17 protein-coding genes, 3 tRNA genes, 3 rRNA genes and 1 pseudogene are annotated in these 23,799 nt (G+C 53.8%); 16 read left to right on the top strand and 8 right to left on the bottom strand.

The window, feature by feature from the left end; genetic code table 11:
• Positions 1–8: 8 nt before the first annotated feature.
• From dnaE to tilS, 5 genes are all read left to right on the top strand, one after another.
• The gene (dnaE, locus tag QE396_RS12715; protein ID WP_014168715.1) at positions 9–3,491 is read left to right on the top strand and encodes a DNA polymerase III subunit alpha; all 3,483 of its coding nucleotides are present in this window, start codon (positions 9–11) and stop codon (positions 3,489–3,491) included.
• Between the two features lie 12 nt (positions 3,492–3,503).
• Positions 3,504–4,463 (top strand): acetyl-CoA carboxylase carboxyl transferase subunit alpha, encoded by a 960-nt coding sequence (gene accA, locus QE396_RS12710; RefSeq protein WP_014168716.1) that lies wholly within the window; start codon positions 3,504–3,506, stop codon positions 4,461–4,463.
• A gap of 100 nt (positions 4,464–4,563) precedes the next feature.
• The gene (locus tag QE396_RS12705; RefSeq protein WP_020882622.1) at positions 4,564–6,696 is read left to right on the top strand and encodes a lysine decarboxylase LdcC; all 2,133 of its coding nucleotides are present in this window, start codon (positions 4,564–4,566) and stop codon (positions 6,694–6,696) included.
• Positions 6,697–6,760: 64 nt separating this feature from the next.
• Positions 6,761–7,150, top strand: a complete 390-nt coding sequence (locus QE396_RS12700) for a VOC family protein (RefSeq protein ID WP_014168718.1) — start codon at positions 6,761–6,763, stop codon at positions 7,148–7,150.
• Positions 7,151–7,207: 57 nt separating this feature from the next.
• A complete protein-coding gene (gene tilS / locus QE396_RS12695) occupies positions 7,208–8,494 on the top strand; it encodes a tRNA lysidine(34) synthetase TilS (RefSeq protein WP_020882623.1) in 1,287 nt (428 codons plus the stop codon).
• 28 nt (positions 8,495–8,522) lie between these two features.
• Here the strand turns inward: tilS and rof are convergent, their stop codons facing one another.
• Positions 8,523–8,783: a Rho-binding antiterminator gene (rof, locus tag QE396_RS12690; RefSeq protein WP_014168720.1), complete on the bottom strand. Its 261-nt coding sequence runs from the start codon at positions 8,781–8,783 to the stop codon at positions 8,523–8,525.
• Positions 8,770–8,970, bottom strand: coding sequence for a YaeP family protein (locus QE396_RS12685; protein WP_014168721.1), 201 nt, complete (start codon positions 8,968–8,970; stop codon positions 8,770–8,772). Before QE396_RS12685 ends, rof begins: the two co-directional genes overlap by 14 nt.
• Before the next feature lie 196 nt (positions 8,971–9,166).
• Between QE396_RS12685 and QE396_RS12680 the strand changes: the two genes are divergently transcribed.
• The 3 genes from QE396_RS12680 to nlpE are packed head-to-tail and all read left to right on the top strand — an operon-like array spanning position 9,167 to position 10,863.
• Complete coding sequence (locus tag QE396_RS12680) at positions 9,167–9,712, top strand: YaeQ family protein (RefSeq protein WP_014168722.1); 546 nt, start codon at positions 9,167–9,169, stop codon at positions 9,710–9,712.
• Positions 9,709–10,131 (top strand): alternative ribosome rescue aminoacyl-tRNA hydrolase ArfB, encoded by a 423-nt coding sequence (arfB, locus tag QE396_RS12675; protein ID WP_020882624.1) that lies wholly within the window; start codon positions 9,709–9,711, stop codon positions 10,129–10,131. The genes QE396_RS12680 and arfB overlap by 4 nt, the downstream gene beginning before the upstream one ends.
• A gap of 33 nt (positions 10,132–10,164) precedes the next feature.
• Positions 10,165–10,863 carry an envelope stress response activation lipoprotein NlpE gene (gene nlpE, locus QE396_RS12670; RefSeq protein WP_014168724.1) on the top strand — a complete coding sequence of 233 codons (699 nt, stop codon included), beginning with the start codon at positions 10,165–10,167 and terminating at the stop codon, positions 10,861–10,863.
• Positions 10,864–10,916: 53 nt separating this feature from the next.
• Here nlpE and proS read toward each other — a convergent pair whose 3' ends face one another.
• The 6 genes and pseudogenes from proS to metN form a co-directional block, all read right to left on the bottom strand.
• Positions 10,917–12,635, bottom strand: a complete 1,719-nt coding sequence (gene proS, locus QE396_RS12665) for a proline--tRNA ligase (protein WP_014168725.1) — start codon at positions 12,633–12,635, stop codon at positions 10,917–10,919.
• A gap of 112 nt (positions 12,636–12,747) precedes the next feature.
• Positions 12,748–13,452: a tRNA (N6-threonylcarbamoyladenosine(37)-N6)-methyltransferase TrmO gene (gene tsaA, locus QE396_RS12660; protein ID WP_020882625.1), complete on the bottom strand. Its 705-nt coding sequence runs from the start codon at positions 13,450–13,452 to the stop codon at positions 12,748–12,750.
• Positions 13,449–13,854, bottom strand: a pseudogene (gene rcsF / locus QE396_RS12655) (Rcs stress response system protein RcsF). Before rcsF ends, tsaA begins: the two are co-directional and overlap by 4 nt.
• 106 nt (positions 13,855–13,960) lie before the next feature.
• Complete coding sequence (gene metQ / locus QE396_RS12650; RefSeq protein ID WP_014168729.1) at positions 13,961–14,776, bottom strand: methionine ABC transporter substrate-binding lipoprotein MetQ; 816 nt, start codon at positions 14,774–14,776, stop codon at positions 13,961–13,963.
• 40 nt (positions 14,777–14,816) lie between these two features.
• Complete coding sequence (locus QE396_RS12645) at positions 14,817–15,470, bottom strand: methionine ABC transporter permease MetI (protein ID WP_014168730.1); 654 nt, start codon at positions 15,468–15,470, stop codon at positions 14,817–14,819.
• A complete protein-coding gene (gene metN, locus QE396_RS12640) occupies positions 15,463–16,494 on the bottom strand; it encodes a methionine ABC transporter ATP-binding protein MetN (RefSeq protein ID WP_014168731.1) in 1,032 nt (343 codons plus the stop codon). Before metN ends, QE396_RS12645 begins: the two co-directional genes overlap by 8 nt.
• A 188-nt stretch (positions 16,495–16,682) precedes the next feature.
• On the opposite strand from metN, the gene gmhB reads away from it, so the two are divergent.
• The 8 genes from gmhB (at position 16,683) to dkgB (ending at position 23,784) form a co-directional block, all read left to right on the top strand.
• Positions 16,683–17,249 (top strand): D-glycero-beta-D-manno-heptose 1,7-bisphosphate 7-phosphatase, encoded by a 567-nt coding sequence (gene gmhB, locus QE396_RS12635; protein ID WP_014168732.1) that lies wholly within the window; start codon positions 16,683–16,685, stop codon positions 17,247–17,249.
• 370 nt (positions 17,250–17,619) lie between these two features.
• Positions 17,620–19,159: ribosomal RNA gene (locus QE396_RS12630) — 16S ribosomal RNA — on the top strand.
• A gap of 70 nt (positions 19,160–19,229) precedes the next feature.
• A tRNA-Ile gene (locus tag QE396_RS12625) sits at positions 19,230–19,306 on the top strand.
• A 38-nt stretch (positions 19,307–19,344) separates the two neighbouring features.
• A tRNA-Ala gene (locus QE396_RS12620) sits at positions 19,345–19,420 on the top strand.
• A gap of 180 nt (positions 19,421–19,600) precedes the next feature.
• Positions 19,601–22,507 (top strand): 23S ribosomal RNA (locus tag QE396_RS12615).
• A 63-nt stretch (positions 22,508–22,570) separates the two neighbouring features.
• Positions 22,571–22,686 (top strand): 5S ribosomal RNA (gene rrf, locus QE396_RS12610).
• Together the 16S, 23S and 5S rRNA genes with 3 tRNA genes alongside form the textbook arrangement of a ribosomal RNA operon.
• Positions 22,687–22,741: 55 nt before the next feature.
• Positions 22,742–22,818: transfer RNA gene (locus QE396_RS12605), tRNA-Asp, on the top strand.
• 162 nt (positions 22,819–22,980) lie between these two features.
• The gene (dkgB, locus tag QE396_RS12600) at positions 22,981–23,784 is read left to right on the top strand and encodes a 2,5-didehydrogluconate reductase DkgB (RefSeq protein ID WP_020882805.1); all 804 of its coding nucleotides are present in this window, start codon (positions 22,981–22,983) and stop codon (positions 23,782–23,784) included.
• Positions 23,785–23,799 lie beyond the last annotated feature (15 nt).

Below are 23,799 nucleotides of genomic sequence, written 5' to 3'. Positions count from 1 at the left end.
ATCTGAAGATGGCTGAACCACGTTTCGTACACCTGCGGGTGCATAGCGACTACTCCATGATCGATGGGCTGGCGAAGACCGGGCCGCTGGTAAAAAAGGCGGCCTCGCTTGGCATGCCTGCGCTGGCGATCACCGATTTTACCAACCTGTGTGGCCTGGTGAAGTTCTACGGAGCGGCACATGGCGCGGGGATGAAACCCATCGTTGGCGCGGATTTTCACGTCCAAAGCGATCTTATCGGCGATGAATTGACGCAAATCTCCGTGTTAGCGATGAATAACGTAGGGTATCAAAACCTTACTCTGCTTATCTCCAAAGCCTATCAGCGCGGCTATGGCGCACTGGGGCCGTGGATCGACCGGGACTGGCTGGCTGAGCTGAACGACGGGCTGCTGCTGATCTCCGGCGGCCGTATGGGTGATGTCGGCAAATGTCTGCTGCGTGGCAACAGTGCGCTGGTGGATCAGTGCGTGTCGTTCTATGAAGAACATTTCCCGGATCGTTACTACCTTGAGCTGATCCGCACCGGTCGGCAGGACGAAGAGAGTTACCTGCACGCCGCGGTTGCGCTGGCAGAAGAACGCGGCCTGCCCGTGGTGGCAACCAATGACGTGCGTTTCCTTGAGCCTGGCGATTTTGACGCGCATGAGATTCGCGTCGCGATCCATGATGGCTTCACGCTTGACGATCCGAAGCGTCCACGTAACTACTCGACGCAGCAGTACATGCGCAATGAAGAGGAGATGTGTGAACTCTTCTCCGATATCCCGGAAGCGCTGGAGAACAGCGTTGAGATAGCCAAACGCTGTAACGTCACCGTGCGCCTTGGCGAATACTTCCTGCCGCAGTTCCCGACCGGGGACATGACCACGGAAGACTTCCTGGTCATGAAGTCAAAAGAAGGCCTCGAAGAGCGTCTGGAATTCCTCTTCCCGGATGAAGAAGAGCGTAAAAAGCGTCGTCCGGAGTATGACGAGCGCCTGGATATTGAACTCCAGGTGATCAACCAGATGGGTTTCCCGGGCTACTTCCTGATCGTTATGGAGTTTATCCAGTGGTCGAAGGATAACGGCGTACCGGTTGGACCGGGGCGTGGCTCCGGTGCGGGCTCGCTGGTAGCCTATGCACTCAAAATTACCGACCTCGACCCGCTGGAATTTGACCTGCTGTTCGAACGTTTCCTTAACCCGGAACGTGTCTCGATGCCCGACTTCGACGTCGACTTCTGCATGGAGAAACGCGACCAGGTTATTGAACACGTGGCGGACATGTACGGCCGCGACGCGGTATCGCAGATTATTACCTTCGGTACGATGGCAGCGAAAGCGGTTATTCGCGACGTTGGCCGTGTACTGGGGCATCCGTACGGTTTTGTCGATCGTATCTCTAAACTGGTGCCGCCTGACCCAGGTATGACGCTGGCAAAAGCGTTTGAAGCTGAACCACAGCTGCCAGAAATCTACGAAGCCGATGAAGAAGTTAAAGCGCTGATCGACATGGCCCGTAAGCTGGAAGGCGTCACGCGTAACGCCGGTAAGCATGCGGGTGGGGTGGTTATCGCGCCGACCAAAATCACCGATTTTGCGCCGCTATACTGCGATGAAGCGGGCCAGCATCCGGTCACCCAGTTTGACAAGAACGACGTCGAATACGCCGGGCTGGTGAAGTTTGACTTCCTCGGTCTGCGTACGCTCACCATCATCAACTGGGCGCTGGAGATGATCAACGCCCGTCGCGAGAAGAACGGCGAGCCGCCGCTGGATATCGCGGCCATCCCGCTTGATGATAAGAAAAGTTTCGACATGCTGCAGCGCTCGGAGACCACCGCCGTCTTCCAGCTTGAATCCCGCGGCATGAAAGATTTGATTAAGCGCCTGCAGCCTGACTGCTTCGAAGATATGATCGCACTGGTGGCCCTGTTCCGTCCGGGCCCGCTACAGTCAGGGATGGTAGATAACTTTATCGACCGTAAGCACGGGCGTGAAGAGATTTCCTATCCGGATGTGCAGTGGCAGCACGAGTGCCTGAAGCCCGTTCTGGAGCCAACCTACGGCATTATCCTGTACCAGGAACAGGTTATGCAGATTGCCCAGGTGCTCTCTGGCTACACCCTTGGCGGCGCGGACATGCTGCGTCGTGCGATGGGTAAGAAAAAGCCGGAAGAGATGGCCAAGCAGCGCGGCACCTTCGAAGAAGGCGCAAGAAAAAACGGTATTGATGGCGAGCTGGCGATCAAAATCTTTGACCTGGTAGAGAAATTCGCCGGGTACGGATTTAACAAATCCCACTCTGCTGCCTATGCTTTGGTCTCTTACCAGACGCTGTGGCTGAAAGCGCACTATCCTGCTGAATTTATGGCAGCGGTTATGACTGCCGATATGGACAACACCGAGAAGGTGGTTGGCCTGGTCGATGAGTGCTGGCGCATGGGGCTTAAGATCCTGCCGCCGGATATCAACTCCGGTCTCTATCATTTCCACGTCAACGAGCACGGGGAAATTGTTTACGGGATTGGCGCGATAAAAGGCGTGGGTGAAGGCCCGATTGAGGCAATCCTCGAAGCGCGTAACAACGGCGGTTATTTCCGCGAGTTGTTCGATCTTTGCGCCCGTACGGACACCAAAAAACTGAACCGCCGCGTGCTCGAAAAACTGATCATGTCCGGCGCGTTCGACAGGCTGGGGCCGCATCGTGCCGCGCTGATGAACTCTCTCGGCGATGCGCTGAAAGCGGCGGATCAGCACGCCAAAGCGGAAGCGATCGGTCAGGCGGATATGTTTGGCGTACTGGCGGAAGAGCCAGAGCAGATAGAGCAGTCTTATGCCAGCTGCCAGCCGTGGCCAGAACAGGTGGTGCTGGATGGAGAGCGTGAAACGTTAGGCTTATACCTGACGGGGCACCCCATCACCCAGTACATCAAAGAAATTGAGCGCTATGTCGGAGGCTACAGGCTGAAAGACATGCATCCGACAGAACGTGGTAAAATCACCACGGCTGCGGGGCTCGTGATTGCTGCAAGGGTTATGGTCACCAAGCGCGGCAATCGTATCGGCATCTGTACGTTGGATGACCGTTCCGGGCGTCTGGAGGTGATGTTGTTCACCGACGCGCTGGATAAATACCAGCATTTGCTGGAAAAAGACCGCATACTTATCGTCAGCGGACAGGTCAGCTTTGATGACTTCAGTGGGGGGCTTAAAATGACCGCCCGCGAAGTGATGGACATTGACGAAGCCCGGGAAAAATATGCTCGCGGGCTTGCTATCTCGCTGACGGACAGGCAAATTGATGACCAGCTTTTAAACCGACTCCGTCAGTCTCTGGAACCCCACCGCTCGGGGACAATTCCAGTACATCTCTACTATCAGAGGGCGGATGCACGTGCGCGGTTGCGCTTTGGTGCAACGTGGCGTGTCTCTCCGAGCGATCGTTTACTTAACGATCTCCGTGGCCTCATTGGTTCGGAGCAGGTGGAACTGGAGTTTGACTAATACAGGAATACTATGAGTCTGAATTTCCTTGATTTCGAACAGCCGATTGCTGAGCTGGAAGCGAAAATCGATTCTCTGACAGCGGTAAGCCGTCAGGATGAAAAACTGGATATTAACATCGATGAAGAAGTGCATCGTCTGCGTGAGAAAAGCGTAGAACTGACGCGCAAAATCTTTGCCGATCTCGGCGCATGGCAGATCGCCCAGCTGGCGCGTCATCCACAGCGTCCGTACACCCTGGATTATGTCCGCCTGGCGTTTGACGAATTTGACGAACTGGCAGGCGATCGCGCTTACGCTGACGACAAAGCTATCGTCGGCGGCATCGCACGTCTGGACGGGCGCCCGGTGATGATCATTGGTCATCAGAAAGGCCGTGAAACCAAAGAGAAAATTCGTCGTAACTTTGGTATGCCGGCACCAGAAGGCTACCGTAAAGCCCTGCGTCTGATGGAGATGGCTGAGCGTTTCAAGATGCCAATCATCACCTTCATCGACACCCCGGGTGCGTATCCTGGCGTGGGCGCGGAAGAGCGTGGCCAGTCAGAAGCCATCGCACGTAACCTTCGCGAGATGTCTCGCCTGAAGGTGCCGGTCATCTGTACCGTTATCGGTGAAGGGGGTTCCGGTGGTGCGCTGGCGATTGGCGTGGGCGATAAAGTGAATATGCTGCAGTACAGCACCTATTCCGTTATCTCCCCGGAAGGCTGTGCCTCTATTCTGTGGAAGAGCGCCGATAAAGCGCCTCTGGCTGCAGAAGCGATGGGCATCATTGCCCCACGTCTGAAAGAGCTGAAGCTGATCGACTCCGTGATCCCTGAACCTCTGGGTGGCGCGCATCGTAAGCCGGAAGTGATGGCGGCTTCCCTGAAAGCGCAGCTGCTGGCAGACCTGGCGGACCTGGATGTCCTGAGCACAGAAGATCTGCTCAACCGACGTTACCAGCGTCTGATGACCTACGGTTACGCGTAAGCTTCACAATTATCCTAAAAGCCGCACATTGTTGCGGCTTTTTTTATGCCTGCCATTTACCTTAACTATGCTTAGCTAATGTTTTTCAAGGAGGTAAACCGTGAACATCATCGCCATTATGGGGCCGCACGGCGTCTTTTATAAAGACGAGCCCATTAAGGAACTGGAGCACGCCCTTCAGTCCCGCGGGTACCAGCTGATTTGGCCGCACAATAGCGCCGACCTGCTGAAATTTATCGAGCACAACCCTCGCATCTGTGGCGTGATCTTCGACTGGGACGAGTACGACATGGAGTTGTGCAGCGATATCAATAAGCTGAACGAATATCTCCCGCTGTACGCTTTTATTAATACCCACTCGACGATGGACGTGAGCGCTCATGATATGCGAATGGCGCTGTGGTTCTTTGAATACTCACTCGGTGTCGCGGAAGATATTGCGACCCGTATTCAGCAGTACACCGGTGAATATCTCGATAACATCACGCCACCGTTTACCCGCGCGCTGTTTACTTACGTCAAAGAAGGCAAATACACCTTCTGCACGCCTGGCCATATGGCAGGGACGGCCTATCAAAAAAGCCCGGTGGGTTGTTTGTTCTATGATTTCTTCGGGGGCAACACGCTCAAAGCGGACGTGTCGATTTCCGTCACTGAACTCGGATCGCTGCTCGATCACACCGGACCGCACCTGGAAGCTGAAGAATACATTGCCCGGACTTTTGGTGCCGAGCAGAGTTATATGGTGACCAACGGCACCTCGACATCAAACAAAATCGTCGGAATGTACGCCGCACCCGCCGGCAGCACCTTGCTGATTGACCGTAACTGCCACAAGTCGCTGGCTCATCTGCTGATGATGAGCGATGTCGTGCCTTTATGGCTCTCCCCGACGCGAAACGCGCTTGGGATCCTCGGCGGGATCCCGCGTCGTGAATTTAGCCACGCCGCGATTGAACATAAGGTCGCGGCGATCCCGGGGGCAAGCTGGCCGATCCATGCGGTCATCACTAACTCCACCTATGACGGTCTGCTCTATAACACCAACTGGATTAAGCAGACGCTGGATGTCCCGTCGATCCACTTTGACTCCGCGTGGGTGCCATACACCAACTTTCACCCGATTTACGCGGGAAAAAGCGGCATGAGCGGTGAGCGCGTGCCGGGCAAAGTGTTTTTCGAAACGCAGTCGACGCACAAAATGCTGGCCGCGTTTTCTCAGGCCTCGCTTATTCACATCAAAGGCGAGTACGACGAAGAGACGTTTAACGAAGCCTTTATGATGCACACCACCACCTCGCCAAGCTATCCGCTGGTGGCCTCTATTGAAACGGCGGCGGCAATGCTGCGCGGGAATCCGGGCAAACGTCTGATCAATCGGTCTGTGGAGCGGGCGCTGCATTTCCGTAAAGAAGTCCAGCGGCTTAAAGATGAAGCAGACGGCTGGTTCTTCGATATCTGGCAACCCGAAGAGATTGATGAGGCCGAGTGCTGGCCTGTCTCGCCTGGCGAGAGCTGGCACGGTTTTCGCGATGCCGACGCCGACCATATGTTCCTCGACCCGGTGAAGGTAACGATCCTGACGCCGGGGATGGACGAACAGGGCACGATGAGTGACGAAGGCATTCCTGCTGCTCTGGTGGCAAAATTCCTTGATCAACGTGGCGTAGTGGTGGAGAAAACCGGCCCGTATAACCTCTTGTTCCTGTTCAGTATTGGGATTGATAAAACCCGTGCGATGGGTTTATTGCGCGGACTGATGGAGTTTAAGCGCGCTTACGATCTCAACCTGCGGGTGAAAAATATGCTGCCGGATCTTTATGCTGAAGATCCTGACTTCTACCGCAATATGCGCATTCAGGATCTGGCTCAGGGGATCCATCGGCTGATCCGTCAGCACGATCTGCCGCGCCTGATGCTGCAGGCGTTTGACGTGCTGCCGGAGATGAAGTTGACCCCACACAAGGCCTGGCAACGTCAGGTGAAAGGGGAGGTTGAAACCGTTGAGCTGGAAAATCTGGTCGGGCGCGTGTCGGCTAACATGATCCTGCCTTATCCGCCGGGCGTACCGTTGTTGATGCCGGGGGAGATGATCACCGAAGAGAGTCGAGCGGTGCTCGATTTTCTGCTGATGCTCTGCTCAGTGGGGCGCCACTATCCGGGCTTTGAGACTGATATTCACGGGGCGAAGCGCGATGAGCAAGGGGTTTACTGGGTGCGAGTCCTAAAATAAGGGCGACAGCTTGCCAGGCCCGGGTTGTCGGTTGTAACGTTCAGGCATCATAAAAGGAGAAGCTATGCTGGGTTTAAAACAGGTTCACCATATTGCGATCATTGCCACCGATTACGCAAAAAGTAAGGCCTTCTACTGCGATATTCTGGGCTTTACGTTGTTAAGCGAGGCTTACCGTGAGGAGCGTGACTCCTGGAAAGGCGATCTCGCTTTAAACGGGCAATATGTGATTGAGCTGTTCTCTTTTCCTTTTCCGCCAGCACGTCCGTCCCGCCCGGAAGCCTGCGGCCTGCGCCACCTTGCCTTTAGCGTCGACGACATTGATCGTGCCGTAAAACATCTGGAGACCCACGGCGTGAAGTGCGAAGCGATTCGTATCGATCCGTTCACCGACAAGCGTTTTACCTTTTTCAACGATCCGGATGGCCTTCCGCTGGAGCTTTACCAGCAGTAATTTCCACCCTGTGTGATAATGCCCGCTCAGTTCGGGCATTTTTATGTGTGATTTTCTATGACCCTACCCGCGATTGCTCAAGCCGTTTCACCGTACCGCCAGCTGCTGGTGGGGTTTAGCGGTGGCCTGGATTCCACCGTTTTGCTCCACCGTCTCAAACTCTGGCGTGACAACGAGCCTGATATTCAGCTTCGGGCGATGCACATTCATCACGGGTTAAGCCCGCACGCGGATGCGTGGGTGGCACACTGCGAGGCGGTGTGTGCAGCATGGGCGATCCCGCTGACTGTTGAACGTGTACATCTCCAGGATGAGGGGCTGGGCATTGAGGCGCAGGCGCGTAAAGCACGCTATGCCGCTTTTGCCGCTGAATTACAGCCTGACGAAGCGCTGGTCACGGCGCAGCATCTCGATGACCAGTGCGAGACGTTATTACTGGCCCTCAAACGAGGAAGCGGCCCGGCGGGGCTATCCGCGATGCCAGAACGGACTGATTTCGCCGGATCGCACCTCCTTCGTCCACTGCTTGGCGAGACGCGAGCCTCGCTGGAAACGTGGGCACGGGAACACGGGCTGAGCTGGATTGAAGATGAAAGCAACCAGGATGACCGCTATGACCGTAACTTCCTGCGTCTGCGTGTCGTACCGCTTCTGAGCGAGCGCTGGCCGCACTTTGCAGAAGCGGCAGCACGCAGCGCCATGCTGTGCGCTGAACAGGAGAGTCTGCTGGATGAGCTGCTGAGCGAAGTGCTGGCGGAACTGATTACCGAGCAGGGATCGCTTACCATCGCACCGCTGGAAGCGATGAGCCCGGCGCGTCGGGCCGCATTGTTACGACGCTGGCTGGCCTCTCACGGTGCCGCTATGCCGTCGCGGGCAATGCTGGCTCGTCTTTGGGATGAAGTCGCCCTGGCACGGGAAGATGCTACGCCGTGTGTGCACCTGAACGGTTTCGACGTCAGACGCTATAAAGGGGCGCTCTGGTGGGTTAAATCATCTCCCTCGCTCGCCGACAGGGTGCTCGACTGGCCGTCGCTTGCGGAACCGCTGCTGTTGCCCTGTGATGCCGGTCGAGTGTCTCTGGTGCCAACCGGCCATGTGCGTCTGCCTGAACCCGGGGAGCCGGTAACCGTGCGCTTTAAGGCGGGCGGACTGCTGCATATTGTCGGGCGCAACGGAGGGCGGAAGTTGAAGAAAATCTGGCAGGAGAGCAATGTGCCGCCCTGGCGACGCGATACCACGCCGCTACTTTTCTACGGTGAAACGCTGATTGCTGCAGCAGGGGTATTCATTACGCAAGAGGGGTGGGCAGAAACGGGCATGCAGTTTGAGTGGAAAGCGTAACGGGCAGCCGGGCTGCCCGTTAGTGTCATCAGGATTCGCTCACCACAACGGTGCCGATTTGCGGGTGGCTGAAACTGGCAATTTTGTCCAGACGTAGCTCACGCGTCGCCCCGGCATCTTCCACTATCAGATATTCCACATTCTTTCGCGAAACCAGGTCGCTGGCTTTTGCCTTCAACACTTCGCCATCTTTTAGCTCCAGCGTCAGTATTAAATGATGCTGGCAGGCGAGTTCGAGGTTGTCATAGTCATCACAATTGATGGGTTGATAAGTTTCATTCATTGACATAATCGCTCACCAGTAAATTCGCCGCAGCATACGCTGCTTTTTCCCTGACCGATTCTGAAAGGCCCTCATCAGAGGCCACTTCATTAAGCACTTTCAATACACAGCCCAACGCGTCCGGGACATACCCCAGATCTCCGCTGGCGATTTCCGCATACCGTTTGCGAATTAACTCACAATAATTATTCACATCCCCTCCCGCCAGCGCACTGACTTACTGTGAGATATCATTAAGCCTACGAAGATAAACTCGGTTTAGCAAGGTGACTATACCATACTCATTTAAGCAATATCAGCGCCTTGATAGCCGGTGAATGTTCACCCGGGAACAGCCTTTTTATTCCTTTTTCGCTACAATGTGCGCCTGATTCGAAAGGAGTTCTCTCATGGCGCTGAAAGCGACAATTTATAAAGCTGTGGTCAATGTGGCAGATCTTGACCGCAACCAGTTCCTGGATGCGTCACTCACTCTGGCACGCCACCCCTCTGAAACCCAAGAGCGCATGATGCTGCGCCTGCTGGCGTGGATAAAGTATGCTGACGAGCGTCTGCAATTTAGCCGTGGCTTAAGCGCTGAGGACGAGCCAGAGGCCTGGCTGCACAACGATCATCTGGGTATCGATTTATGGATTGAACTTGGTCTGCCGGATGAGCGCCGCATTAAAAAGGCCTGCACGCAGTCCGCTAACGTGGCGTTATTCGCGTATAATCAACGTGCTGCGGAAATCTGGTGGCAACAAAGCAAGAGCAAGTGCGGGCAGTTTGCCAACCTTACCGTCTGGTATCTGGACGATGAGCAGCTGGCGAAGCTGAGCGAGTTTGCCAGCCGGACGATGGTCCTGCAGGCCACAATTCAGGACGGTGCTATCTGGCTTTCTGATTCTCAGAATAATCTGGAAATTCATTTGACGGCGTGGCAGCCAGCGCCATGATTGTCTTGTCCCGAAACGTTAGCATCCCTGACAATGAGCTGGAGATCACCGCCATCCGTGCTCAGGGAGCGGGCGGACAGCACGTTAACAAGGCTTCAACGGCTATCCATTTGCGCTTTGACATTCGGGCCTCCAGCCTGCCAGAGTATTACAAAGAAAGCCTGCTCGCTGCCAGCCATCACCTGATCACCAGTGATGGCGTGATTGTGATTAAAGCGCAGGAGTACCGCAGCCAGGAGTTGAACCGCGAAGCGGCGATTGCCAGACTGGTGTCGATGATTAAAGAACTAACGGCAGTGCAAAAAAGCCGTCGGGCAACGCGACCGACCCGCGCCTCGAAAGAGCGTCGGCTATCGTCGAAGGCCCAAAAATCCACAGTGAAAGCACTACGCGGTAAAGTTCGTCGCCCTACGGAGTGACGAAAAGGAACACAATTTCATAAGGAATTCATTGTGAAAAAAGCATTATTGTCAGCGCTGGCAGTGAGTACGCTGTTTGCGCTTTTCGGGTGTAACAACCGTTCTGAAACGCAGGTCGTGCAGCCTGCGCAGAATGAAGAGTTAAAACCAATGCAGCAGAGCTGGCGCGGCGTTTTACCGTGTGCCGACTGCGAGGGCATTGAAACGTCACTGTTCCTGCAGAAAGACGGTACCTGGGTTATGAACCAGCGTTATCAGGGGGCGAAAGAACCATCTTCCTTTGCGTCCTACGGGACATGGGCGCGTACGGCTGAGAAGCTGGTACTGACGGATACCACCGGTGAGAAAACCTATTTCCGCGCCAAAGGTGAAGGGATGGAGATGCTCGACCGCGAAGGCAATCCGATTGAGTCCCAGTTCAACTATACGCTGGCCCCGGTGAAAGCGGCCCTGCCTGCAACGCCAATGCCAATGCGTGGGATGTATTTCTATATGGCGGATGCGGCGATCTTTACCGACTGCGCCACCGGCAAGAAAATCAGCGTGGCGAACAATGCGCAGCTGGAGCGTGATTACGCTGTTGCGCGTGGCAATGACAGCAAGCCTGTCCTGCTGACGGTAGATGGTCACTTTACGCTGGAGCCGAATCCGGACAGCGGAGAGCTGGTGAAAACGCTGGTGGCAGATAAAGACGCGAAGTTTGTTGCGGGCAAAGACTGTAACAGTAAATAAGCCGATATCGACCCATTAAAAAACCCCGCCTGAGCGGGGTTTTTTGTTTAACGTTAACCTTTGATGGCTTTCACCAGGTAATCAAGAATGTCGCCAGTCTTGATCATCTGCTTTTCACCACTGCGACGGTATTTGTATTCAATGTCGTCGCTGTCGAGGTTACGGTCGCCGATGACTACGGTGTGCGGGATACCGATCAGTTCCATATCGGCAAACATCACGCCTGGACGCTCTTTACGGTCATCCATCAGCACTTCGATACCCTGAGCGCGGAGCTCGGAGTAAAGTTTTTCGGCCAGCTCCTGCACACGGTAAGACTTGTGCATGTTCATTGGCAGAATAGCCACCTGGAACGGGGCGATATTGTCTGGCCAGACGATGCCACGTTCGTCGTAGTTCTGTTCAATGGCTGCTGCAACCACACGCGTCACACCGATACCGTAGCAACCCATGGTCAGGATCTGGTTGCGGCCATCTTCCCCCTGAACGGCGGCATTCAGCGCGCGGGAATATTTATCCCCCAGCTGGAAGATGTGGCCCACTTCGATACCGCGTTTGATCATCAGGGTGCCCTGGCCGTCCGGGCTTGGATCGCCTGCCACCACGTTACGGATATCAGCCACTTCCGGCGTCGCAACATCGCGATCCCAGTTGATACCGAAGTAATGTTTACCGTCGATGTTAGCGCCAGCGGCGAAGTCGCTCATTGCCGCTACCGTACGGTCAATAACCACCGGAACCGGCATATTCACCGGGCCCAGAGAGCCAGGACCTGCGTTCACGACGGCACGGATTTCCGCTTCCGTTGCGAACGTCAGCGGGCTGGCAACCTGAGGCAACTTCTCAGCTTTCACTTCGTTCAGTTCGTGATCGCCACGCACCAGCAGGGCAACCAGCGGGTACGCGCTACCTTCGGTGGATTTCACCAGCAGGGTTTTTACCGTTTTTTCGACGGGCAGGTTGAACTGCTCAACCAGCTCGGCAATGGTTTTTGCGTGAGGTGTATCAACCAGCGTCATCTCTTCGGTTGCAGCAGCACGTGGCGCTTTAGGGGCCAGCGCTTCTGCAAACTCGATGTTCGCAGCGTAATCAGAAGAGTCAGAGAAGATCACATCGTCTTCACCGCTCTGAGCCAGAACCTGGAACTCATGAGACGCGCTTCCGCCGATAGAACCGGTATCAGCCTGCACAGCACGGAAATCCAGACCCATACGGGAGAAGATTTTGCTGTAAGCCTCGTACATTTTGTCGTAGGTCTCTTGCAGCGATTCCTGAGACGTATGGAAAGAGTAAGCATCTTTCATCAGAAATTCGCGTGAGCGCATGACGCCGAAACGTGGGCGAACTTCATCACGGAACTTGGTCTGGATCTGGAAGAAGTTCAGCGGCAGCTGTTTGTAAGAGCTCAGCTCATTACGAATCAGGTCGGTAATGACTTCTTCATGCGTTGGGCCGAGGACGAATGGACGCTCGCCACGATCAACGAAACGCAGCAGCTCAGGGCCATATTGCTCCCAGCGGCCGCTCTCCTGCCACAGGTCAGCGGGCTGAACCACAGGCATGGACACCTCGATAGCACCGGCGTTGTTCATCTCTTCACGCACGATGTTTTCGACTTTTTTCAGGACGCGCACGCCGGTCGGCAGCCAGGTATATAACCCGGAGGCCAGCTTGCGGATCATCCCGGCGCGCAGCATCAGCTGATGGCTGATCACTTCGGCGTCGGCAGGCGTCTCCTTCAGAGTGGAGAGCAGATATTGGCTAGTACGCATGTTGTTACGGTTCCATTTCGACGATTGGAACAGGCTGAAACACCAGCCTGAGACAAAAAAAGTGGTTTAGTTTACCAGTGTGGCAAAGATGCCAAAAGAGAGGAGGACAAAATTACCTGGGTTCAAGGGCAAACACTTCAAAACCTGCCCCGGTCACGCGCCAGCGAACGTTAAAATCCAGCAGCCAGACGGCGTAGGTTTTCCCGGCGTCCTCTTCTTTACGATAGGCTGGACGGGGGTCCTGAGCCAGCACTTCGGTGATAAAGTCATGAAGGCGGGGATAGCGTGTTTCCAACTGCTCAAGCTGCGTGGTTATCTCAGCCGTGAAGTGAACAGGCATATCTGCCTGCGGTGCTTCCTGAGCATAGCTTGCGCGGGCGTCGGGTAACGCTTCGGCAAAGGGGAGATACGGCTTGATATCGATAACCGGCGTGCCATCAACCAGGTCAAGGCTGCCTAATTCCAGTATGACCTGATCCTTTTGACAGCGTATACCTTTCAGTTCGACCAGCGACATCCCGACAGGGTTTGGACGGAAGGTTGAGCGCGTCGCAAACACGCCCATCCTGGCGTTGCCTCCCAGGCGAGGAGGGCGTACGGTCGGACGCCAGCCACCTTCCATCGTCTGGTGAAACACAAACACAATCCATAAGTGGCTGAATGCTTCGAGCCCGCGTACGGCATCGGCCTGATTGTAGGGCGCGATCAAGTGAAGCTCGCCACCGCTGGTGACCAGACCTGGCTGGCGTGGCACGGCGAACTTCTCTTTATAGGGAGAGCGAATAACGCCTATCTGTTCGAACTGAAATGAACTCATTTCGCCGTAATGTTCAGCGCCGAGCCGATGCAAACCGCCTGACGGTAGCAACCCGGTGTTCCACTGGTCACTTCGCAGCTATGCAGCAGAACCGCGTTGGCTTTCATTTTTGCCGCGTTGATCTGCATGCGTTTACGCGCTGTTGGGATATTCGGTGGAGAGTCCTGATTGGTAGCCTGACAGGATTCGCCGCTTACTTCACCCAGTTCACGGAAAGGTTTACCCACGAGTTCGTCAGCTTTGGTAATAATGCGAACCGGCGCAGGGCGAGGCGCTTTCGGTTTGACGGGTTCTGCTTTTGGCGGGGGTTGCCGTGCTTTGGACAGGTTCAACAGGAGATCTGCTTAGCATAGAACAGCCGCTCAGCATGAGTGCTAAAAGACAGATCGGTAAAGCACGCATAATAATTCCTCAATGGATAATCAAAACGTCAGATATTGAATCAGTTGACTGCACAAATGACAAGACGGGCATAAGCCCGTCTTGATGATATTACACTGAGGTGAGATTACCAGCCCTTAACAGCGCCGCCGTTAAACACTTTGTTGGCTTCCTGGTAAACTTCGTCAGACTGATAAGCCTGTACGAACTTCTTCACGTTTTCCGCATCTTTGTTGTCTTCGCGAGTCACGATCAGGTTTACGTACGGGGAGTCTTTGTCTTCAACGAAGATACCGTCTTTCGCTGGCGTCAGGCCAATCTGGCTGGCGTACGTGGTGTTGATAACGGCCAGGGCAATCTGCGCGTCGTCGAGAGAACGTGGCAGCTGTGGGGCTTCCAGCTCAACAATTTTCAGATTTTTCGGATTCTCGGTGACATCCAGAACGGTTGGCAGCAGGCCAACACCGTCTTTCAGCTTAATCAGGCCCACTTTCTGCAGCAGCAGCAGGGAACGGCCAAGGTTGGTTGGGTCGTTAGGCACGGCAACCTGAGAGCCTGGCTGCAGTTCGTCCAGAGATTTAATTTTCTTGGAGTAACCGGCAATAGGGTAAACAAAGGTGTTACCCACACCCACCAGTTTATAGCCGCGATCCTTGATCTGCTGATCCAGGTAAGGTTTATGCTGGAAGGCGTTGGCGTCGATATCGCCTTTGCTCAGCGCTTCGTTCGGCAGAACGTAATCGTTAAAGGTCACCAGCTCAACGTCCAGACCATACTTCTCTTTCGCGACTTTCTGCGCGACTTCAGCAACCTGCTGTTCTGCACCCACGATAACGCCCACTTTGATGTGGTTTGGATCTTTTTCGTCCTGACCGCAACCCACCAGTGCCAGAGAGCCGATCAGCGCGCCTACCGCTGCAAAGGTCTTTAATTTAAACGCCATGTTATATCCTTAACTCGTCGAGTTTGTGTTGTGTGTAACGTTATTTGTGAGTAACAGTCCGGACGATGCGATCGCCAGAGAACTGGATTAAGTAAACCAGCACAACCAGCAATACCAGAACGGTATTCATTACGGTAGCGTTATAACCAATATAGCCGTACTGGTAGCCAATCTGGCCTAAACCGCCGGCGCCAACGGCACCGCCCATCGCGGAATAACCCACCAGAGTAATCAACGTAATGGTTGCCGCATTCACCAGCCCTGGCAGCGCTTCAGGCAGCAGGACTTTACGCACGATCTGCATTGGCGTTGCCCCCATCGCGCGGGAAGCCTCGATCAAACCGGTCGGGATTTCCAGCAGGGCGTTTTCCACCATACGGGCGATAAACGGCGCAGCTCCTACGGTCAGCGGAACGATAGCTGCCTGCAAACCGATAGACGTTCCCACGATCACTCGGGTAAATGGAATCATCCACACCAGCAGAATAATGAACGGGATAGAACGGAAGATATTCACCAGTGCAGACAGGGTGCGATACAGCTTCGCGTTCTCAATGATTTGTCCCGGGCGCGTCACATACAACAGCACGCCGACCGGCAGACCAATCACAAAACCAAAAAAGCCTGATACAAAGGTCATTGCCAGCGTTTCCCAAACGCCGCGAACCAGCAGCCACATCATCGGCTCAGACATAACCCAGTACCTCCACTTTTACGTGATGTTCTTGCAGCCAGGCAATTGCCGCCTGGGTTTCTGCTTGTGTGCCGTGCATTTCCGTCAGCATGATGCCGAACTTCACGCCACCGGCGTAATCCATTTGCGCGCTGATGATGTTGTTATTCACATTAAAGCGGCGCGCGGTTTCGGACAGCAGTGGTGCATCGACGGACTGGCCAGTGAACTCCATACGCAGCATCGGGACGCTGTCCGCGGTCGATTCTGTTTTTAAACGCTCCAGATAATCTTCCGGAATATCCAGGTGCAGCGTGGACTGAATAAACTGTTGTGCCAGTGGGGTTTTCGGATGGGAAAACACTTCGCTGACCGTGTCTTGCTCAATCAACTCACCGTTGCTGATTACCGCGACGCAATCACAGATGCGTTTCACCACGTCCATTTCATGTGTAATAAGGAGAATGGTCAGGCCGAGGCGACGGTTGATGTCCTTCAGCAGCTCCAGAATGGAACGCGTAGTGGCGGGATCTAATGCGCTGGTGGCTTCATCGCACAGCAGCACTTTCGGGTTGCTTGCCAGCGCGCGGGCAATGGCCACACGCTGCTTTTGTCCGCCGGACAGGTTTGCCGGGTAGCTATCGTGTTTATCACCCAGACCGACGAGATCCAGCAGTTCGGTTACGCGACGCTTAACTTCTTCTTTTGGCGTGTTGTCCAGTTCCAGCGGTAAGGCAACGTTGCCAAACACCGTACGGGAGGCCAGCAGGTTAAAGTGCTGGAAGATCATGCCAATCTGGCGGCGTGCTTTCGTCAGTTCTTTCTCTGAAAGGGCGGTCAGTTCCTGCCCGCCTACTTCTACACGACCCTGGGTTGGGCGCTCAAGCAGGTTAACACAACGGATCAGCGTACTTTTACCTGCACCCGATGCGCCAATGACGCCATAAATTTGACCAGCAGGAACATGCAGGCTGACATTGTTCAGCGCCTGAATGGTTCGGTTCCCCTGCTGGAACACTTTGGTGATATTGGAAAGTTTAATCATTAGATTATTTTTATCGTATGTAAGTTAGCCGTGGCATTTTCTTCTGCCAGATACGGGTGATGACCGTAAACAAAACGGATGTTAAGGCATCCAGACGTCTAAATCAATCCAACTCTGTACGATGAGCACTTTATTGCGCTGCGATTCATGAGATACTAGCTGTACATGCCTTTTTCAGGAGCAAACCGGTGGCAAAATCAGTACCCGCAATTTTTCTCGATCGTGATGGCACTATTAATGTGGATCACGGTTATGTCCACGAAATTGATGAGTTCGAGTTTATCGAGGGCGTTATCGATGCCATGCGCCAGCTGAAAGAGATGGGCTATGCGCTGGTGGTCGTGACCAATCAGTCCGGTATCGCACGTGGAAAATTCACCGAGGCGCAATTCGAGACGCTGACGGAATGGATGGACTGGTCGCTGGCTGACCGCGGTGTCGAACTTGATGGCATTTACTATTGCCCGCACCACCCGCAGGGAACTGTAGAAGAGTTTCGCCAGACGTGTGATTGCCGCAAGCCGCATCCGGGAATGTTTATCTCTGCGCAGGAATTCCTGCATATCGATATGGCTGCTTCTTATATGGTGGGCGATAAACTGGAAGATATGCAGGCAGCAACCGCTGCAGGTGTGGGGACTAAAATACTTGTGCGCACCGGCAAACCTGTGACCCCTGAAGCAGAGAGTGCCGCGGATTGGGTGATTAATAGCCTGGCAGAGCTGCCAAAAGAGATTAAAAAGCACCAAAAATAGCCTTTTTGGTGAAAAGGTGAGCGGTCGAAATAAAAAAGCATATTTCCGCTTGTCATTCCTCGGCGGCACCCTATAATGCGCCTCCATCGACACGGCGGATGTGAATCACTTCACAGTTAACCCGGTCGGTTGAAGAGAAAAAATCCTGAACATCAGGGTTGACTCTGAAAGAGGAAAGCGTAATATACGCCACCTCGCGACGGTGAGCTGTAAGCCGCGTCGCAACTGCTCTTTAACAATTTATCAGACAATCTGTGTGGGCACTCAAAGTGACATGGATTCTTAATGTCTTCGGACAAAAAATGAATACCAAGTCTCTGAGTGAACATACGTAATTCATTACGAAGTTTAATTCACGAGCATCAAACTTAAATTGAAGAGTTTGATCATGGCTCAGATTGAACGCTGGCGGCAGGCCTAACACATGCAAGTCGAACGGTAGCACAGAGAGCTTGCTCTCGGGTGACGAGTGGCGGACGGGTGAGTAATGTCTGGGAAACTGCCTGATGGAGGGGGATAACTACTGGAAACGGTAGCTAATACCGCATAACGTCGCAAGACCAAAGAGGGGGACCTTCGGGCCTCTTGCCATCAGATGTGCCCAGATGGGATTAGCTAGTAGGTGGGGTAACGGCTCACCTAGGCGACGATCCCTAGCTGGTCTGAGAGGATGACCAGCCACACTGGAACTGAGACACGGTCCAGACTCCTACGGGAGGCAGCAGTGGGGAATATTGCACAATGGGCGCAAGCCTGATGCAGCCATGCCGCGTGTATGAAGAAGGCCTTCGGGTTGTAAAGTACTTTCAGCGGGGAGGAAGGTGTTGCGGTTAATAACCGCAGCAATTGACGTTACCCGCAGAAGAAGCACCGGCTAACTCCGTGCCAGCAGCCGCGGTAATACGGAGGGTGCAAGCGTTAATCGGAATTACTGGGCGTAAAGCGCACGCAGGCGGTCTGTCAAGTCGGATGTGAAATCCCCGGGCTCAACCTGGGAACTGCATTCGAAACTGGCAGGCTAGAGTCTTGTAGAGGGGGGTAGAATTCCAGGTGTAGCGGTGAAATGCGTAGAGATCTGGAGGAATACCGGTGGCGAAGGCGGCCCCCTGGACAAAGACTGACGCTCAGGTGCGAAAGCGTGGGGAGCAAACAGGATTAGATACCCTGGTAGTCCACGCCGTAAACGATGTCGACTTGGAGGTTGTGCCCTTGAGGCGTGGCTTCCGGAGCTAACGCGTTAAGTCGACCGCCTGGGGAGTACGGCCGCAAGGTTAAAACTCAAATGAATTGACGGGGGCCCGCACAAGCGGTGGAGCATGTGGTTTAATTCGATGCAACGCGAAGAACCTTACCTACTCTTGACATCCAGAGAACTTAGCAGAGATGCTTTGGTGCCTTCGGGAACTCTGAGACAGGTGCTGCATGGCTGTCGTCAGCTCGTGTTGTGAAATGTTGGGTTAAGTCCCGCAACGAGCGCAACCCTTATCCTTTGTTGCCAGCGGTCCGGCCGGGAACTCAAAGGAGACTGCCAGTGATAAACTGGAGGAAGGTGGGGATGACGTCAAGTCATCATGGCCCTTACGAGTAGGGCTACACACGTGCTACAATGGCGCATACAAAGAGAAGCGAACTCGCGAGAGCAAGCGGACCTCATAAAGTGCGTCGTAGTCCGGATTGGAGTCTGCAACTCGACTCCATGAAGTCGGAATCGCTAGTAATCGTAGATCAGAATGCTACGGTGAATACGTTCCCGGGCCTTGTACACACCGCCCGTCACACCATGGGAGTGGGTTGCAAAAGAAGTAGGTAGCTTAACCTTCGGGAGGGCGCTTACCACTTTGTGATTCATGACTGGGGTGAAGTCGTAACAAGGTAACCGTAGGGGAACCTGCGGTTGGATCACCTCCTTACCTTAAAGAACCTGCCTTTGTAGTGCTCACACAGATTGTCTGATGAAAAACAGCAGTAAAAAACCTCTACAGGCTTGTAGCTCAGGTGGTTAGAGCGCACCCCTGATAAGGGTGAGGTCGGTGGTTCAAGTCCACTCAGGCCTACCAAATCTGTCATGCAGATTTGAAGAGGTTGGTCATACGATGGGGCTATAGCTCAGCTGGGAGAGCGCCTGCTTTGCACGCAGGAGGTCTGCGGTTCGATCCCGCATAGCTCCACCATCTTTTACTGCGAAAACAAGAAAACTTCAGAGTGAACCTGAAAAGGTGCACTGCGAAGTTTTGCTCTTTAAAAATCTGGATCAAGCTGAAAATTGAAACGACACACATGTTATGTGTGTTCGAGTCTCTCAAATTTTCGCAAACCGGTGATGAATCGAAAGAAACATCTTCGGGTTGTGAGGTTAAGCGACTAAGCGTACACGGTGGATGCCCTGGCAGTCAGAGGCGATGAAGGACGTGCTAATCTGCGAAAAGCGCCGGCGAGGTGATATGAACCTTTGACCCGGCGATGTCCGAATGGGGAAACCCAGTGTGTTCCGACACACTATCGTTAACTGAATACATAGGTTAACGAGGCGAACCGGGGGAACTGAAACATCTAAGTACCCCGAGGAAAAGAAATCAACCGAGATTCCCCCAGTAGCGGCGAGCGAACGGGGAGCAGCCCAGAGTCTGAATCAGCTTGTGTGTTAGTGGAAGCGTCTGGAAAGTCGCACGGTACAGGGTGAAAGTCCCGTACACGAAAGCACACAGGCTGTGAACTCGAAGAGTAGGGCGGGACACGTGGTATCCTGTCTGAATATGGGGGGACCATCCTCCAAGGCTAAATACTCCTGACTGACCGATAGTGAACCAGTACCGTGAGGGAAAGGCGAAAAGAACCCCGGCGAGGGGAGTGAAAAAGAACCTGAAACCGTGTACGTACAAGCAGTGGGAGCCTCTTTTATGGGGTGACTGCGTACCTTTTGTATAATGGGTCAGCGACTTATATTCTGTAGCAAGGTTAACCGTATAGGGGAGCCGAAGGGAAACCGAGTCTTAACTGGGCGTTAAGTTGCAGGGTATAGACCCGAAACCCGGTGATCTAGCCATGGGCAGGTTGAAGGTTGGGTAACACTAACTGGAGGACCGAACCGACTAATGTTGAAAAATTAGCGGATGACTTGTGGCTGGGGGTGAAAGGCCAATCAAACCGGGAGATAGCTGGTTCTCCCCGAAAGCTATTTAGGTAGCGCCTCGTGAACTCATCTTCGGGGGTAGAGCACTGTTTCGGCTAGGGGGCCATCCCGGCTTACCAACCCGATGCAAACTACGAATACCGAAGAATGTTATCACGGGAGACACACGGCGGGTGCTAACGTCCGTCGTGAAGAGGGAAACAACCCAGACCGCCAGCTAAGGTCCCAAAGTCATGGTTAAGTGGGAAACGATGTGGGAAGGCACAGACAGCCAGGATGTTGGCTTAGAAGCAGCCATCATTTAAAGAAAGCGTAATAGCTCACTGGTCGAGTCGGCCTGCGCGGAAGATGTAACGGGGCTAAACCATGCACCGAAGCTGCGGCAGCGACGCTTATGCGTTGTTGGGTAGGGGAGCGTTCTGTAAGCCGTTGAAGGTGTCCTGTGAGGGGTGCTGGAGGTATCAGAAGTGCGAATGCTGACATAAGTAACGATAAAGCGGGTGAAAAGCCCGCTCGCCGGAAGACCAAGGGTTCCTGTCCAACGTTAATCGGGGCAGGGTGAGTCGACCCCTAAGGCGAGGCCGAAAGGCGTAGTCGATGGGAAACAGGTTAATATTCCTGTACTTGGTGTTACTGCGAAGGGGGGACGGAGAAGGCTATGTTAGCCGGGCGACGGTTGTCCCGGTTTAAGCATGTAGGCGGAGGTTCCAGGTAAATCCGGTTCCTTATTAACGCTGAGGTGTGATGACGAGGCACTACGGTGCTGAAGTAACAAATGCCCTGCTTCCAGGAAAAGCCTCTAAGCATCAGGTAACATCAAATCGTACCCCAAACCGACACAGGTGGTCAGGTAGAGAATACCAAGGCGCTTGAGAGAACTCGGGTGAAGGAACTAGGCAAAATGGTGCCGTAACTTCGGGAGAAGGCACGCTGATATGTAGGTGAAGCCCCTGCGGGTGGAGCTGAAATCAGTCGAAGATACCAGCTGGCTGCAACTGTTTATTAAAAACACAGCACTGTGCAAACACGAAAGTGGACGTATACGGTGTGACGCCTGCCCGGTGCCGGAAGGTTAATTGATGGGGTTAGCGGTAACGCGAAGCTCTTGATCGAAGCCCCGGTAAACGGCGGCCGTAACTATAACGGTCCTAAGGTAGCGAAATTCCTTGTCGGGTAAGTTCCGACCTGCACGAATGGCGTAATGATGGCCAGGCTGTCTCCACCCGAGACTCAGTGAAATTGAACTCGCTGTGAAGATGCAGTGTACCCGCGGCAAGACGGAAAGACCCCGTGAACCTTTACTATAGCTTGACACTGAACACTGGTCCTTGATGTGTAGGATAGGTGGGAGGCTTTGAAGCGTGGACGCCAGTCTGCGTGGAGCCAACCTTGAAATACCACCCTTTAATGGCTGGTGTTCTAACGTAGACCCGTGATCCGGGTTGCGGACAGTGTCTGGTGGGTAGTTTGACTGGGGCGGTCTCCTCCCAAAGAGTAACGGAGGAGCACGAAGGTTAGCTAATCCTGGTCGGACATCAGGAGGTTAGTGCAATGGCATAAGCTAGCTTGACTGCGAGAGTGACGGCTCGAGCAGGTGCGAAAGCAGGTCATAGTGATCCGGTGGTTCTGAATGGAAGGGCCATCGCTCAACGGATAAAAGGTACTCCGGGGATAACAGGCTGATACCGCCCAAGAGTTCATATCGACGGCGGTGTTTGGCACCTCGATGTCGGCTCATCACATCCTGGGGCTGAAGTAGGTCCCAAGGGTATGGCTGTTCGCCATTTAAAGTGGTACGCGAGCTGGGTTTAGAACGTCGTGAGACAGTTCGGTCCCTATCTGCCGTGGGCGCTGGAGAATTGAGGGGGGCTGCTCCTAGTACGAGAGGACCGGAGTGGACGCATCACTGGTGTTCGGGTTGTCATGCCAATGGCACTGCCCGGTAGCTAAATGCGGAAGAGATAAGTGCTGAAAGCATCTAAGCACGAAACTTGCCCCGAGATGAGTTCTCCCTGAGACTTTAAGTCTCCTGAAGGAACGTTGAAGACTACGACGTTGATAGGTCGGGTGTGTAAGCGCAGCGATGCGTTGAGCTAACCGATACTAATGAACCGTGAGGCTTAACCTTACAACGCCGAAGATGTTTTGGCGATGAGAGACGATTTTCAGCTGATACAGATTACAGAATTTGCCTGGCGGCTTTAGCGCGGTGGTCCCACCTGACCCCATGCCGAACTCAGAAGTGAAACGCCGTAGCGCCGATGGTAGTGTGGGGTCTCCCCATGCGAGAGTAGGGAACTGCCAGGCATCAAATTACGTAGTAAGCCGGTGCATAAATCCGGTGGTTACAGCAGTCTTCGGTGGAGCGGTAGTTCAGTCGGTTAGAATACCTGCCTGTCACGCAGGGGGTCGCGGGTTCGAGTCCCGTCCGTTCCGCCACTTATTAAAAGCCCTGAGTTAACGCTCAGGGCTTTTTTCATATCTGTCGTATCATTATTGCCAAATCAGCAAATATCCTCTGCGTTAAACGCTCTTTTTCTGCATAACGGCAGCAGCGATAATCCTCCTCAGTTAACAATCATTATGAATAACGAGGATTACATGACTATCCCTGCACTGGGTCTGGGCACTTTCCGCCTGAAAGACGACGTTGTTATCGCATCTGTTAAAACTGCACTTGAACTTGGCTATCGCGCAATTGATACGGCGCAGATTTATGATAACGAAGCTGCCGTTGGTCAGGCTATCGAAGAGAGCGGCGTAGCGCGCAGCGAGCTTTTCATCACCACCAAAATCTGGATTGAAAACCTCAGCAAAGACAAATTGATCCCCAGCCTGAAAGAGAGCCTGGAAAAACTGCGTACCGACTATGTGGATCTGACGTTGATCCACTGGCCATCACCGAACGATGCCGTGTCAGTCGAGGAGTTCATACAGGCATTGCGTGAAGCGAAAGAGCAGGGCTTAACGCGTGAAATAGGTATTTCTAATTTCACCATCCCGCTGATGGAAAAAGCCATTGCCGCCGTGGGGTCAGAAAACATTGCAACCAATCAGATTGAACTCTCTCCCTACCTGCAAAACCGCAAAGTCGTGGACTGGGCAAAACAGCACGGCATCCACATCACCTCATATATGACCCTGGCCTACGGTAAAGCACTGAAAGATGACGTGATTAATCGTATCGCAGAAAAACATAGCGCAACGGCTGCACAGGTGATTCTGGCATGGGCGATGGGTGAAGGTTACGCCGTGATCCCCTCTTCAACCCGACGTGAAAACCTGGCCAGCAACCTGTTAGCGAGGGATCTCCAGCTGGACGACGAAGACAAAGAAGCGATCGCTGCCCTGGAATGCAACGATCGTCTGGTCAGCCCTGAAGGTCTGGCACCTGACTGGGATTAATATTGACCCTTTCCT

The organism is Enterobacter sp. SORGH_AS_0287 (assembly GCF_031453695.1).
GTDB lineage: Bacteria > Pseudomonadota > Gammaproteobacteria > Enterobacterales > Enterobacteriaceae > Enterobacter > Enterobacter ludwigii.
The sequence above is the reverse complement of the archived record's forward strand: the minus strand, read 5'-3'. Positions and strand labels throughout refer to the sequence as shown.